Here is a 13435-nt window from a genome sequence, read left to right on the forward strand (position 1 = left end):
CCATGACCCTTACCTGCATCTCCCCCGTCGATGGCTCCGTCTACGCCGAACGTGAAACCCTCACCGCCGCGCAGGCGGGCGCCCTCTGCGAACGCCTCGCGGCCGCGCAGAAGGCCTGGGCGGCGCGCCCGCTTCAGGAACGCATCGATCTCGTGCTCAGGGGCGTCGCCAATGTCGGCGCGATGAACGAGGAAATCGTGCCCGAGCTGGCCTGGCAGATGGGCCGCCCGATCCGCTACGGCGGCGAATTCGGCGGTTTCAACGAACGCGCCACCTACATGGCGCAGATCGCCGAAGACGCCCTGGCCCCCATCGCCATCGCCGACGATGCCGGCTTCAAGCGCCAGATCAAACGCGTGCCCCATGGCGTCGTCCTCGTGATCGCGCCGTGGAACTACCCCTACATGACGGCGATCAACACCGTGGCCCCGGCGCTGATCGCGGGCAACACGGTGATGCTGAAACACGCGAGCCAGACGCTGCTCGTGGGCGAACGCATGGCCCGCGCCTTCCACGAGGCCGGCGTGCCCGAGGATGTCTTCGCCAATGTCTTCCTCGATCACCGGACGACGAGCGCGTTGATCGCACAGAAACGTTTCGGCTTCGTGAATTTCACCGGCTCCGTGGGCGGCGGCCGCGCCATCGAACGCGCGGCGGCGGGCACTTTCACCGGCGTCGGGCTGGAACTGGGCGGCAAGGATCCGGGCTACGTCCGCGCCGACGCCGATCTCGATGCCGCCGTCGAGACGCTGATCGACGGGGCGATGTTCAACTCCGGCCAGTGCTGCTGCGGCATCGAACGGATCTACGTCCACGAAAGCCTGTTCGACGATTTCGTCGCCAAGGCGGTCGCGATCGTGCGCGGCTACAAGCTGGGCAACCCGCTCGATCCCGAAACCACGCTCGGCCCCATGGCCCACGCCCGCTTCGCCGCCGAGGTGCGCGCCCAGACGGAAGAGGCCGTGGCCGCCGGCGCTAAAGCCCTGATCTCGCCGCTGGATTTCCCCGAAGACGACGGCGCCGCCTACCTGATGCCGCAGATCCTCGTGGACGTCACCCACGAGATGCGCGTGATGCGCGATGAAAGCTTCGGCCCCGTCGTCGGCATCATGCCGGTGAAGGATGACGCCGAGGCCATCGCCCTGATGAACGACAGTCACTTCGGCCTCACCGCCAGCATCTGGAGCGCCGATCCTGCGGCCGCCGAGGCCATCGGCGACGCGCTGGACACCGGCACGGTATTCCTCAACCGCTGCGATTACCTCGACCCGGCGCTCTGCTGGACGGGCTGCAAGGACACCGGGCGCGGCGGCGGGCTCTCCGTCATCGGCTACCACAACCTGACACGACCCAAATCCTACCACCTCAAGAAGGGCTGATCCCATGAGCCTCACCGCCAACTGGTCCTACCCCACCGCCATCCGCTTCGGCGCCGGCCGCATCAAGGAGATCGCCGAGGCCTGCGCACAGGCGGGCATCTCCCGCCCGCTCCTCGTCACCGACAGGGGGCTGGCCACGATGGAGATCACCACCCGCACGCTCGATCTGCTGGAGGCCGCCGGGCTGGGGCGCGCGCTTTTCGCCGACGTCGATCCCAACCCCAATGAGCTGAACCTCGCCGCCGGCATCGCCGCCTACAAGGCGGGCGGCCATGATGGCGTCATCGCCTTCGGCGGCGGCTCGGGCCTCGACCTCGGGAAGATGGTCGCCTTCATGGCCGGCCAGACGCGGCCCGTCTGGGATTTCGAGGACATCGGCGATTGGTGGACCCGCGCCGATGCTTCCGCCATCGCCCCCATCGTCGCCGTGCCCACCACCGCCGGCACCGGAAGCGAAGTGGGCCGCGCCTCTGTGATCACCAATTCCGAAACCCACGTGAAGAAGATCATCTTCCACCCGAAGGTGCTGCCCACCGTGGTGATCTGCGATCCCGAACTCATCACCGGCATGCCGAAGTTCATAACCGCCGGCACCGGGCTCGACGCCTTCGCCCATTGCGTGGAGGCCTATTCCTCCCCCTTCTATCACCCGATGAGCCAGGGCATCGCGCTCGAAGGCATGCGGCTGGTGAAGGACTACCTCCCGCGCGCCTATGAGAACGGCAGCGATCTCGAAGCCCGCGCCCAGATGATGAGCGCGGCGATGATGGGAGCAACGGCCTTCCAGAAAGGCCTCGGCGCCATCCACGCGCTCTCACATCCGATCGGCGCGATTTTCAACACCCACCACGGCACCACCAATGCCGTCTGCATGCCCGCGGTGCTGGAGATGAACGCTCCCGCGATCGCCGAACGCTTCGACGCCGCCGCCGCCTACCTCGGCATCAAGGGCGGGTTCGAGGGCTTCCGGGCTTACGTGCAGGATCTGAACGACAGCCTCGGCATCCCGCGCCACCTCGCCGATCTTGGCGTCACCGAAGAGAAGATCGAAATCATGGTTCCCATGGCGCTGGAAGATCCCAGCGCTGGCGGCAACCCGGTGAAGATGACGGCAGAGAACACCCGCGCGCTTTTCCACGCCGCGCTTTGACAACCACGAACGGGCGCTTGTGTTTCACGCGCCCATTCACTTTCCTGCCTCCGGCGGAGGTATTTTTGGAACAAAGTCGGGGCCCCACTTTGTTCGACAAATATCTCGGGGGAGGCGCCGCAGGCGGCGGGGGCAGAGCCCCCTCTTAGAACGGCACGTCGTCGCCGGCCTGATCGGCGGCCACGACGAAACGCGCGACGACTTTCTTCGCCCCGGCCTTCTCGAACGCGATGTCGAGCTTGTCGCCCTCGATGCCCATCACGATGCCGTAGCCGAATTTCTGGTGGAACACGCGGTTTCCGGCCGTGAAGCTCGAAACCGCCTCCAGATCGATCGCCGAGGCGCGGCTTTCGCGCGGCTGGCTCAGGGGGCGCTCGCTCCGGCGCGCCTGCATCCGTTTCCAGCCGGGCGAGTTGTAGACGTCGGCTTTGGTGGCGCGCTGCTCCATCCCGCCGGCCAGCCCCGTGCCGAAGCCGGCGCCCATCGACCCGGTGTTCAACCCGGCCGCGCCATAGCCGCCGCCGTAGAGGCCCGGAGGAGTCAGCACTTCCACGTGATCCTCCGGCAATTCGTCGATGAAACGGCTGGGCATGGAGGATTGCCATTGCCCATAGAGCCGCCGATTGGCCGCGAAGGAAATCGTGCACAGCTCCTCGGCGCGGGTGATGCCGACGTAGGCGAGGCGGCGCTCTTCCTCCAGCCCCTTCAGGCCGTTCTCGTCCATCGAGCGCTGCGAGGGAAAGAGCCCGTCCTCCCATCCGGGCAGGAAGACCACCGGAAACTCCAGCCCCTTGGCGCCGTGCAGCGTCATGATGGTGACCTTCTCTTCCGTTTCTTCCTGCTCGTTGTCCATGATCAGGGCAACATGTTCGAGGAAGCCCTGGAGGTTGTCGAAATTCTCCAGCGCCTTGACGAGTTCCTTCAGGTTTTCGAGCCGGCCCGGTGCCTCGGGTGACTTGTCGTTCTGCCAATGGGCGGTGTAGCCGCTTTCGTCGAGGATCACCTCGGCCAGTTCGACGTGGGAAAGCCCGGGCAGCGGCGGCTGCAGCGGCACGAGGCCATCGTCCAGCACGGCGTCTTCGTCAAGGAAATCCAGCTGCGCGTTCAGCACCGCCGCGTGCCAGCGCGCGCAGGCGTCCACCAGCTTGCGCAGTTCCGCCGCGCCCTTGCCGCCGAGGCCCTTCTCCTCCAGCAGGATCCGCGCGCCCTCCAGCAGGGGCACGCCGTTGCTGCGCGCTGCCATCTGGATCTTCTGCTGCGCCTTGTCGCCCAGCCCGCGTTTGGGCGTGTTGACGATGCGCTCGAAGGCCAGATCGTCGTCGGGGGAGACGGCGATGCGGAAATAGGCCATGGCATCACGGATCTCCATCCGCTCGTAGAAGCGCGGCCCGCCGATGACGCGATAGGGCAGCCCGATCGTGAGGAAGCGATCCTCGAAGGCGCGCATCTGGTGGGAAGCCCGCACGAGGATGGCCATGTCGTCCAGCGAGCGCGGCGGCAGCCCTCGGGTGCCGCGCTGAAGGCTTTCGATCTCCTCTCCGATCCAGCGCGCCTCTTCCTCCCCGTCCCAGTGGCCGATGAGGCGGACCTTCTCGCCCTCCTGCGCTTCCGTCCAAAGCTCCTTGCCCAGCCGGCTTCGGTTGCCGGCGATCACGCCGGAGGCGGCGGCGAGGATATGCGGCGTGGAGCGGTAGTTCTGCTCCAGCCGGACGACCTTGGCGCCGGGAAAATCCTTCTCGAAGCGCAGGATGTTGCCCACCTCCGCGCCGCGCCAGCCGTAGATCGACTGATCGTCGTCGCCCACGCAGCAGATGTTCTTGTGGTCCGCCGCCAGCAGCCGCAGCCAGAGATACTGGGCGACGTTGGTATCCTGGTATTCGTCCACGAGGATGTAGCGGAACCAGCGCTGGTATTGCGCCAGCACGTCGGGGTGTTTCTGGAAGATGGAGACCATGTGCAGCAGCAGATCGCCGAAATCCACCGCGTTCAGCTCGACAAGGCGGCGCTGATAGGCCTCGTAGAGTTCGCCGCCCATGTTGTTGTAGGCCGCGGCCTCGCCGGCGGGCACCTGCGAGGGGCCCCAGGCGCGGTTCTTCCAGCCGTCGATCAGCCCGGCGAGCATGCGGGCGGGCCAGCGCTTGTCGTCGATGTTGGCCGCCGAGATGAGCTGCTTGAGCAGGCGCAGCTGATCGTCCGTATCGAGGATGGTGAAATTGCTTTTCAGATCCACCAGTTCGGCATGACGGCGCAGCAGCTTCACGCAGATCGCGTGGAAGGTGCCCATCCACGGCATGCCCTCGACGGACTGGCCGAGCGTGCGCGCCACGCGCTCCTTCATTTCGCGCGCGGCCTTGTTGGTGAAGGTCACCGCGAGGATCTCGTTGGGGCGCGCGCGGCCGGTGTTGAGCAGGTGGGCGATGCGGGTGGTGAGCGCCTTCGTCTTGCCGGTGCCGGCGCCGGCGAGCATCAGCACGGGGCCGTCCAGCGCCTCCACCGCCTCGCGTTGGGCCGGGTTCAGATCATCGAGGTAGGGCGCGGGGCGCGCGGCCATGGCCCGGGCGGCCAGAGAGGGCCGTGCGGCGCTCTCGAAAGCGTCGTTTTCATCAAAGCTGCTCATGGCGCGCATCTTAGCCCGGCCGCCGGGAAAGGAAAAGCCGTGTTCGCTTAATGTTCGAGCGCCGGCGGCGGCCCGCGCGCGCCCGTCCCGCCCCTGGCCGCGGCGCCCAGATGATCGATGAGCGCATCTCCCGGCGAAGTACGAAGCGCCCGCATTCATGCGCGCATTGGCCGAGCACGGCGGCATTTGCCTGCCGGGCGTCGGCGCCGATGCCGCCACAGGTTGCGCTCTATCCCCTGCTGCGCCGCGGCGGCGATGTCGTATCCCGCTAACACCCGCGCGGCCCCGCGCCGCTTTAGGATCCGGCCGAACACCCAGCCAGACGGAGGAGAAAATGGCCAAGGTTCTGATGATAACGGGAGATTTCACCGAGGATTACGAAACGATGGTGCCCTTCCAGACGCTTCTGGCCTGCGGGCACGAGGTGGCGGCTGCCTGCCCCGGCAAGGCCGCCGGGGAAACGGTCAAGACCGCGATTCACGATTTCGAAGGGGATCAGACCTATACTGAGAAGCCCGGCCACATTTTCGCGCTCAACGCCACCTGGGCCGAGATCGACGCCGGCGCCTATGATGCGCTCGTGATCCCCGGCGGGCGGGCGCCCGAATACCTGCGGCTTGACGAAAGCGTCCTGGTCGCCGTGCGCCACTTCTTTGACGCCGGCAAGCCGGTGGCCGCGATCTGCCACGGGGCGCAGCTTCTGGCCGCGGCGGGCGTTCTGGAGGGGCGGACGTGCTCCGCCTACCCTGCCTGCGCCCCCGAAGTGCGCGCCGCAGGCGGCACCTATGCCGAGATCGAGGTGACAGAGGCCGTGACCGATGGCACTCTCGTCACTGCGCCCGCCTGGCCGGCCCACCCGGCCTGGCTGAAGCAGTTCATGGCGCTTCTGTAGGCGCGCTTGCGCGGGGCGGCGGCCGTCGCCGCCCGGCACACGGGGGAGAAGGCACAGGGGGGAGGAGGCCCGGACCATGTGTGAATTGTTCATCGGCGCGGAGCCTGCGCTCTGGCGCAGCCGCACCAAATCGCTGCGCATCGACGGCGTGGCCACCTCGATCCGCATCGAGGAGTTCTTCTGGCAGACGCTGGACGAAATCGCCCGGCGCGATGCGATGACGGTGAACCAGCTCATCACGCGCCTCTATTTCGAAGCCATCGACGCCGGCCACGACATGGGCAACTTCACCTCCTTCCTGAGGGTCTGCTGCGCGCGCTACCTCGCGCTGGCCGCCGACGGCGAGATCGCACGCTCCGAGGCCAGCCCGCTTTCGCAGGTGGATGCGCCGGGGCTGCTGCGCCGCGAGGCCGACCGCCGCGCCGCCCGCCGGCTCGCCGCGGCGGATCGGGGCGGCAAGCCCCTGATTTGAGATTGATCTGCGCCCCGGCGGGCGCGAGAGTGCGGCATGGATCTCGACAGCCGCTACCCCGCCCTCTCCGATCTGAAGGCCCGCGCCAGGCGACGCGTGCCCCATTTCGTCTGGGAATACCTCGATTCCGGCACCGGCACCGAAGCCGCTGTGCGCCGCAACCGTGAAGCGCTGGACGCGATCCTCTTCCGCCCCTCCATCCTGCATGGCGAGATGGTGCCGGATCTCTCCTGCACGCTGATGGGGCAGGCCTACCCCCTGCCCTTCGGCATCGCGCCCGTGGGCACCTCCGGCGTGCTGTGGCCCGACGCCGAGCGCAAGCTGGCCCGGCTCGCAGGCGAGGTGGGCATTCCCTACGGCCTCTCCACCGTTGCCACCCGCACCCCGGAAGAAACCGGGCCGCTTGCCAAGGGCCACGGGTGGTTCCAGCTCTACCCGCCCCGTCAGGTGGACGTGCGCAAGGACATGCTTTCCCGTGCCTGGAACGCGGGTTTCCGCAAGCTCGTGCTGACGGTCGATGTGCCCGCCAACAGCCGCCGGGAGCGGCAGGTGCGCGGCGGTCTGGCCCAGCCGATCCGGATGACGCCGCGCCTGCTCTGGCAGATGGCGCGCTGTCCGGCGTGGTCCGCCGGGATCGCCCGGCTCGGGCGCCCGCGCATGAAGCTGATCGAAAGCTACAGCAAGGCCGCGGGCTCGCTCTCCTCCGTGGCCCACGTGGGCACCCTGCTGCGCACCTCGCCGGACTGGGCCTACCTGCGCTGGCTGCGCGCCCATTGGGAGGGCGAGCTGGTGGTCAAGGGCGTGCTGCGGGCCGAGGACGTGGGCCCGCTGATCGATGCGGGCGTGGATGCGATCTGGGTTTCCAACCACGCGGGGCGCCAGTTCGACGGCGCCCCGGCCGCGATCCACTGCCTGCCAGCCATCCGGGCGGCCGCGGGCCCGGACTACCCGCTGATCTACGACAGTGGCATCGAAGGCGGCCTCGACATCCTGCGCGCCCTCGCGCTCGGCGCGGATTTCGTGATGCTGGGCAAGGCCTTCCACTTCGGCCTCGCCGCCTTCGACGAAGCCGGGGCGGCGCATGTCGTGAACATCCTGCGCAAGGACATGGAAAGCAACATGTGCCAAATTGGAACGCCGCGATTGAAAGATCTGGAAAGCGCACTTTTGACCCCAGCGTAAACCGCCCCCGCTTTTCCGGCCGGCTACCCATTTCTACGGCTATACTGCGGCGCAGAAACTGGTTACAAAACCGTCGCATTTGACTGCTCATTGGGGGAAATCATGGCAGAATTTCGCAAGATCCTCGTTGCGAACCGTGGTGAAATCGCCATCCGCGTCATGCGGGCGGCCAACGAAATGGGCAAGAAGACAGTTGCCATCTACGCCGAGGAAGACAAGCTCTCCCTCCATCGTTTCAAGGCGGACGAGGCCTACCGTATCGGCGAGGGCCTCGGCCCCGTGGCCGCCTATCTGAGCATCGACGAGATCATCCGCGTCGCCAAGATGAGCGGCGCCGACGCGATCCACCCCGGCTACGGGCTTCTGTCTGAGAACCCGGACTTCGTGGATGCATGTGCAGCAAACGGCATCACCTTCATCGGCCCCAAGGCCGAGACCATGCGCGCCCTCGGCGACAAGGCCTCCGCCCGCCGCGTGGCGATCGAGGCCGGCGTGCCGGTGATCCCGGCCACCGAGGTGCTGGGCGACGACATGGAGGCGATCAAGGCCGAAGCCGCCAAGATCGGCTACCCGCTGATGCTGAAGGCCTCCTGGGGCGGCGGCGGGCGCGGGATGCGCCCGATCCTCTCGGAAGATGAGGTCGAGGAGAAGGTGCTTGAGGGCCGCCGCGAAGCCGAGGCCGCCTTCGGCAACGGCGAGGGCTACCTCGAGAAGATGATCACCCGCGCCCGCCACGTCGAGGTGCAGATCCTCGGCGACAAGCACGGCGGCATGTATCACCTCTACGAGCGGGACTGCTCGGTGCAGCGGCGCAACCAGAAAGTGGTGGAACGCGCGCCCGCGCCCTACCTGACGGAGGAGCAGCGCGCCGAGATCTGCGAGCTCGGCTACAAGATCTGCAAGCACGTGAACTACGAATGCGCCGGCACCGTCGAATTCCTGATGGATATGGAGAGCGGCAACTTCTACTTCATCGAGGTGAACCCGCGCGTGCAGGTCGAGCACACCGTCACCGAGGAAGTGACCGGCATCGACATCGTGCAGGCCCAGATCCTGATCGCCGAGGGCAAGACGATCGCCGAGGCCACCGGCAAGCCCACGCAGGAAGATGTCCGCCTCAACGGCCACGCCCTGCAGTGCCGCGTGACGACGGAAGATCCCCAGAACAACTTCATCCCCGACTACGGCCGCATCACCGCCTACCGCTCCGCCACCGGCATGGGCATCCGGCTCGACGGCGGCACCGCCTATTCCGGCGGCGTCATCACCCGCTACTACGATTCGCTTCTGACGAAGATCACCGCCTGGGCCCCGACGCCGGAGAAGGCCATCGCCCGGATGGACCGCGCGCTGCGCGAGTTCCGCATCCGCGGCGTCTCCACCAACATCGCCTTCGTGGAGAACCTGCTCAAGCACCCGACGTTCCTGTCCAATGAATACACCACCAAGTTCATCGACGAGACGCCGGAGCTCTTCACCTTCTCCAAGCGGCGCGACCGCGGCACCAAGGTGCTCACCTACATCGCCGACATCTCGGTGAACGGGCACCCCGAAACAGCCGGCCGGCCGCCCCTGCCCGCCGACGTGCGCGAGCCCAAGCCGCCGAAGGCCGACACGCCGCCCGCCTACGGCACGCGCAACCTGCTGGAGCAGAAAGGCCCGCAGGCGGTGGCGGACTGGATGAAGCAGCAGCGCCAGCTCCTGATCACCGACACCACCATGCGCGACGGTCACCAGTCGCTGCTGGCCACCCGGATGCGCTCGATCGACATGATCCGCGTCGCGCCCGCCTATGCGGCGAACCTGCCGCAGCTCTTCTCGGTGGAATGCTGGGGCGGCGCCACCTTCGACGTGGCCTACCGCTTCCTGCAGGAATGCCCCTGGCAGCGCCTGCGCGATCTGCGCGCCCGCATGCCCAACCTGATGACGCAGATGCTGCTGCGCGCCTCCAACGGCGTGGGCTACACCAACTACCCCGACAACGTGGTGCAGAGCTTCGTGAAGCAGGCCGCCATCACCGGGGTGGACGTGTTCCGCGTCTTCGACTCGCTCAACTGGGTCGAGAACATGCGCGTGGCGATGGATGCGGTGATCGAGGCCGACAAGGTCTGCGAGGGCACGATCTGCTACACCGGCGACATCCTGAACCCGGCGCGCGCCAAGTATGACGTCAAGTACTACGTCAACATGGCCAAGGAGCTGGAAGCCGCCGGCGCCCACGTGCTGGGCCTGAAGGACATGGCGGGCCTGCTGAAGCCCGCCGCCGCCCGCGTGCTGATCCGCGCCCTGAAGGAGGAGGTCGGCCTGCCGATCCACTTCCACACCCATGACACTTCCGGCATCGGCGGCGCCACGATCCTGGCCGCCGCGGAAGCCGGCGTGGATGCCGTGGACGCGGCGATGGACGCGCTGTCGGGCAACACCAGCCAGCCGACGCTGGGCTCCATCGTCGAAGCCCTCGCCAACACCGAGCGCGACACCGGGCTGGACATCAACGCGATCCGCGAGATCTCCAACTACTGGGAGGGCGCGCGCGCCCAATATGCCGCCTTCGAAAGCGGCCTGCAGGCCCCGGCGAGCGAAGTCTACCTGCACGAGATGCCGGGCGGCCAGTTCACCAACCTCAAGGCGCAGGCGCGCTCGCTCGGGCTGGAGGAGCGCTGGCACGAGGTCGCCCAGACCTATGCCGACGTGAACCAGATGTTCGGCGACATCGTGAAGGTCACCCCCTCCTCCAAGGTGGTGGGCGACATGGCGCTGATGATGGTCTCGCAAGGGCTCACCCGCGAGCAGGTCGAGGATCCGAACACCGAGGTCGCCTTTCCCGATTCCGTGATCGACATGATGCGCGGCAATCTCGGCCAGCCCCCGGGCGGCTTCCCGGAAGGCATCCTGAAGAAGGTGCTGAAGGACGAAACCCCCATCACCGATCGCCCCGGCAAGCACCTGCCGCCGGTGGATCTGGAGGAAGTCCGCGCCAAGCTCTCCGAAGAGCTGAACGGCTTCGAAGTGGATGACGAGGATCTCAACGGCTACCTGATGTATCCGAAGGTCTTCCTCGATTACATGGGCCGCCACCGCCAGTATGGTCCGGTGCGCACCTTGCCGACGCGCACCTTCTTCTACGGCATGGAGCCCGGCGAGGAGATCAGCGCCGAGATCGATCCCGGCAAGACGCTGGAAATCCGCCTGCAGGCCATCGGCGAGACCGATGAGAAAGGGGAAGTGAAGGTCTTCTTCGAGCTCAACGGCCAGCCGCGGGTGATCCGCGTGCCCAACCGCCTGGTGAAATCCGCCACCGCCGCGCGGCCCAAGGCCGAGGCCGGCAACCCCAACCACGTGGGCGCGCCGATGCCCGGCGTGGTGGCCACCATCGGCGTCACGGCGGGGCAGAAGGTCTCCGAGGGGGATCTGCTGCTTACGATCGAGGCGATGAAGATGGAAACCGGCATCCACGCCGAACGCGACGCGGTGGTGAAGGCGGTCCACGTGCAGCCCGGCGGCCAGATCGACGCCAAGGATCTGCTCGTCGAGTTCGAATAGGCCCGGCCACCCCGCCGGCCACCCGAAAGCCCTCCGCCCCCGCGCCCGCAAGAGCGCGGGGGCTTTTCGTTCTGGCCGCAGGCAGGGCTTGGTGGGCCGGCCTTTTCCGCGCTACCGTCCCGGCGACGAAGAAACGCGAAAGGCGCCCCATGCCCACGATCACCTCCTTCTACGCCGGCCTCATCGTTCTGCTCTACCTCGTGCTCTGCGCGCGGGTGATCCTCTATCGCCGGGCGAATCTCATCTCCCTCGGCGACAAGGGCGACAAGAACCTGCTCAAGCGGATGCGCGTGCAGAGCAACTGCGCCGAATACGCGCCGCTGGGGCTGATCCTGCTGCTGCTGCTTGAGGCCGGGGCCGCCGCGCCCTGGCTTCTGAACCTGCTGGGCCTGATGCTTCTGTCGGGGCGCGTGCTGCACGCCATCGGCATGGGGCGCACCCCGCAGATCCTCCTGCTGCGCCAGATCGGCATGGGGCTGACGCTGGCGATGCTCGCGATCTCCGCCAGCCTCGCCGTCGCCTTCGCGATCTTCTGAACCCGCCCCCTAACCGCCGGTCAACACGTCCACCGCCTGCAATACCCCCTCGGGCATCACCAGGAGCCGGATCTCCTGCCGCGCGGGCACCGGCCCCGCGTAGCGCAGCGAAAGATCGAGCACGGCGCCGCCGGTTGCCGGAACGGGCAGCGGCAGCGCCCGGCGGTCGAGAATCGCCCCCAGCGCGAAGGCGTCCACCACCATGCGCCCCGGCACGCCCTGCGCATCGAGCCGCAGCCGCACGTCCAGCCGCCCCTCGCGCCGCCGCACCGCCCCGACCTCGACGAGAAGGCTCCCCTCCCCGTGCCCCGGATGCGCCGCGCCGCGCGCGCCCAAACCCGCCCCCAGAAGGAGCCCCGCACCGGCCTGCAGAAGCAGCCGGCGCCGCCCTGCCGGCGCCTCGCCGGGGGCCTTCGGAAAATGGCGGTGAAAGGGGATCAAAAATTTGCGCATCGGTTCCAGTTTCCACTTGCAGCCCCGCAAGCTTCCTATTATCTCACGCCCCACACAAGGAGGCGGGCGTAGCTCAGGGGTAGAGCATTACCTTGCCAAGGTAAGGGTCGTGAGTTCGAATCTCATCGCCCGCTCCATTGTGAAACGGATCCGGTAAGCGGGCGTAGCTCAGGGGTAGAGCATTACCTTGCCAAGGTAAGGGTCGTGAGTTCGAATCTCATCGCCCGCTCCATCGGATCACAGTTCTGGCGCGCGGGCGTAGCTCAGGGGTAGAGCATTACCTTGCCAAGGTAAGGGTCGTGAGTTCGAATCTCATCGCCCGCTCCAGAAAAACCACCTCCCAAGGCACCACCCACATCCGGCGGCTCCTGCAAAGGCGGAGGCCGCGCCCCACTTTGTTCCCCAAATATCCCCGCCGGAGGCATCCCGCCCCCACCACGCACATCGCCCGCATGGCGGGCGCGCACCACTTGCCAGGCAAATCCGGGCCTGCCCCGAAGCCCCCTTTGCCCGCCCCGCGCAGCCCGCTATAGAGCAGCCGAACATCGCAAGTAGCCGGAGGCCCCATGCGGACCGCTCAAGTAACGCGCAAAACCGCCGAAACCGACATCACCGTGGAGATCAACCTCGACGGCACCGGCCGCTATGACAACCAGACCGGCGTCGGCTTCTTCGACCACATGCTCGATCAACTGGCCCGCCACGCGCTGATCGACATGAAGATCCGCGCCGAGGGCGATCTGCACATCGACGATCACCACACCGTGGAAGACACCGGCATCGCGCTCGGCCAGGCGCTGGCGCAGGCCGTGGGCGACAAGCGCGGCATCCGCCGCTACGGCGATTGCCACCTCGCGATGGACGACGCGCAGGTGCGCTGCGCGCTCGATCTCTCCGGCCGCCCCTACCTGATCTGCAACCTCGATCTGCCCACCCAGAAGATCGGCAGCTTCGATTGCGAGCTGGTGCGCGAATTCTTCCAGGCGCTCTCAACCCACGGCGGGATCACCCTGCACATCGACCGCCTGCACGGGTTCAACAGCCACCACATCGCCGAGGCCGCCTTCAAGGCGGTGGCCCGCGCGCTGCGGATCGCGCTGGAAACCGATCCGCGCACCTCGGACGCGATTCCCTCCACCAAGGGCGCCCTCTGAGCCTCCCCTCGACGGCGGGCCGCACGCCCGCCGCCCCATAGTTTCCGCACAAGGCCC

The 13435-nt window shown here is 67.3% G+C and carries 10 protein-coding genes and 3 tRNA genes; 11 read left to right on the plus strand and 2 right to left on the minus strand.

The annotated features are described in order from the left end of the window. The first annotated feature begins 2 nt into the window (after positions 1-2). Both PSA7680_RS01770 and PSA7680_RS01775 read left to right on the plus strand, forming a co-directional pair. On the plus strand, positions 3-1379 hold the full coding sequence (locus PSA7680_RS01770; RefSeq protein ID WP_085866949.1) for an aldehyde dehydrogenase family protein: 1377 nt from the start codon (positions 3-5) through the stop codon (positions 1377-1379). Between the two features lie 4 nt (positions 1380-1383). Continuing rightward, a complete protein-coding gene (locus tag PSA7680_RS01775; protein ID WP_085866950.1) occupies positions 1384-2529 on the plus strand; it encodes an iron-containing alcohol dehydrogenase in 1146 nt (381 codons plus the stop codon). A 145-nt stretch (positions 2530-2674) separates the two neighbouring features. Here PSA7680_RS01775 and PSA7680_RS01780 read toward each other — a convergent pair whose 3' ends face one another. Then, positions 2675-5146, minus strand: coding sequence for an ATP-dependent helicase (locus PSA7680_RS01780; RefSeq protein ID WP_085867129.1), 2472 nt, complete (start codon positions 5144-5146; stop codon positions 2675-2677). A gap of 334 nt (positions 5147-5480) precedes the next feature. On the opposite strand from PSA7680_RS01780, the gene PSA7680_RS01785 reads away from it, so the two are divergent. The 5 genes from PSA7680_RS01785 to PSA7680_RS01805 all read left to right on the plus strand — a co-directional run bounded on the left by PSA7680_RS01785 (position 5481) and on the right by PSA7680_RS01805 (position 11771). Next, on the plus strand, positions 5481-6038 hold the full coding sequence (locus tag PSA7680_RS01785; RefSeq protein WP_085866951.1) for a DJ-1/PfpI family protein: 558 nt from the start codon (positions 5481-5483) through the stop codon (positions 6036-6038). Between the two features lie 76 nt (positions 6039-6114). After that, entirely contained in the window at positions 6115-6510 is a 396-nt protein-coding gene (locus tag PSA7680_RS01790; protein ID WP_085866952.1) for a ribbon-helix-helix domain-containing protein, read from the plus strand. A 36-nt stretch (positions 6511-6546) separates the two neighbouring features. Then, positions 6547-7692, plus strand: a complete 1146-nt coding sequence (locus tag PSA7680_RS01795) for an alpha-hydroxy acid oxidase (protein ID WP_085866953.1) — start codon at positions 6547-6549, stop codon at positions 7690-7692. A gap of 102 nt (positions 7693-7794) precedes the next feature. Then, the gene (locus PSA7680_RS01800; RefSeq protein WP_085866954.1) at positions 7795-11235 is read left to right on the plus strand and encodes a pyruvate carboxylase; all 3441 of its coding nucleotides are present in this window, start codon (positions 7795-7797) and stop codon (positions 11233-11235) included. Between the two features lie 149 nt (positions 11236-11384). Continuing rightward, a complete protein-coding gene (locus PSA7680_RS01805) occupies positions 11385-11771 on the plus strand; it encodes an MAPEG family protein (protein WP_085866955.1) in 387 nt (128 codons plus the stop codon). A gap of 9 nt (positions 11772-11780) precedes the next feature. Here PSA7680_RS01805 and PSA7680_RS01810 read toward each other — a convergent pair whose 3' ends face one another. Further along, the gene (locus PSA7680_RS01810; protein ID WP_085866956.1) at positions 11781-12224 is read right to left on the minus strand and encodes a hypothetical protein; all 444 of its coding nucleotides are present in this window, start codon (positions 12222-12224) and stop codon (positions 11781-11783) included. 62 nt (positions 12225-12286) lie between these two features. On the opposite strand from PSA7680_RS01810, the gene PSA7680_RS01815 reads away from it, so the two are divergent. The 4 genes from PSA7680_RS01815 to hisB all read left to right on the plus strand — a co-directional run bounded on the left by PSA7680_RS01815 (position 12287) and on the right by hisB (position 13378). Continuing rightward, positions 12287-12361: transfer RNA gene (locus PSA7680_RS01815), tRNA-Gly, on the plus strand. A gap of 20 nt (positions 12362-12381) precedes the next feature. Continuing rightward, a tRNA-Gly gene (locus PSA7680_RS01820) sits at positions 12382-12456 on the plus strand. Positions 12457-12476: 20 nt separating this feature from the next. Then, a tRNA-Gly gene (locus PSA7680_RS01825) sits at positions 12477-12551 on the plus strand. Positions 12552-12790: 239 nt separating this feature from the next. Then, complete coding sequence (gene hisB / locus PSA7680_RS01830) at positions 12791-13378, plus strand: imidazoleglycerol-phosphate dehydratase HisB (RefSeq protein ID WP_085866957.1); 588 nt, start codon at positions 12791-12793, stop codon at positions 13376-13378. The last annotated feature ends 57 nt before the right edge of the window (positions 13379-13435 follow it).

The organism is Pseudoruegeria aquimaris (assembly GCF_900172235.1).
Lineage (GTDB): Bacteria > Pseudomonadota > Alphaproteobacteria > Rhodobacterales > Rhodobacteraceae > Pseudoruegeria > Pseudoruegeria aquimaris.